Source organism: Virgibacillus sp. M23 (assembly GCF_034190895.1).
GTDB lineage: Bacteria > Bacillota > Bacilli > Bacillales > Amphibacillaceae > Virgibacillus > Virgibacillus salarius.
Window position 1 is genome coordinate 1 of record NZ_JAWDHA010000223.1, and the last position, 479, is coordinate 479.

A 479-nucleotide genomic window follows, 5' to 3' on the forward strand; every position below is an offset into this window, starting at 1 on the left:
CGCTTGACTGTGAATTCAGGCGAACCATGACGATATCGCCGTTCATTGCTGTATTCAGCTCATTAGGCGGAATAAACACATCGCTTAACGACGTATCCTCAGGCAGCAAAAAGGCGAATCCTTTCGCATGCGCTGAAATCTTTCCTTTTATTAAATTCATCTTCTCCGGAATGCCGTAGCGGTCACTTCTCGTCCGTACGATAAGCCCTTTTTCTTCCAAGGCGACTAACGCTTTGACGAGTTCTTTAAACTCCTCGGATTCCGTAATTTTTAACATCTCCTCTAGTTGCTGAACAGTCAAAGGATTATATGCCTCTTCCTTCATAAACGAGAGAAGCTTTTCCATAAATGCTTCTTTTTCCATTATCCGACCTCCTGTTGATTACCAATCGAGCTTCTCTAAAAATTCATACACATCCTGATGGACGAGGTCACGTTCTTTGTCGAGTGTAATGACATGGCCTGATTCCTCGTACCAT

The 479-nt window shown here is 43.4% G+C and carries 2 pseudogenes; both read right to left on the reverse strand.

Going from position 1 to position 479, the window contains the following annotated elements:
- Nucleotides 1–364: pseudogene (locus RVS70_RS22200) on the reverse strand (ribonuclease R); the annotation flags it as partial.
- A gap of 18 nt (nt 365–382) precedes the next feature.
- A pseudogene (locus tag RVS70_RS22205) lies at nt 383–479 on the reverse strand (carboxylesterase); the annotation flags it as partial.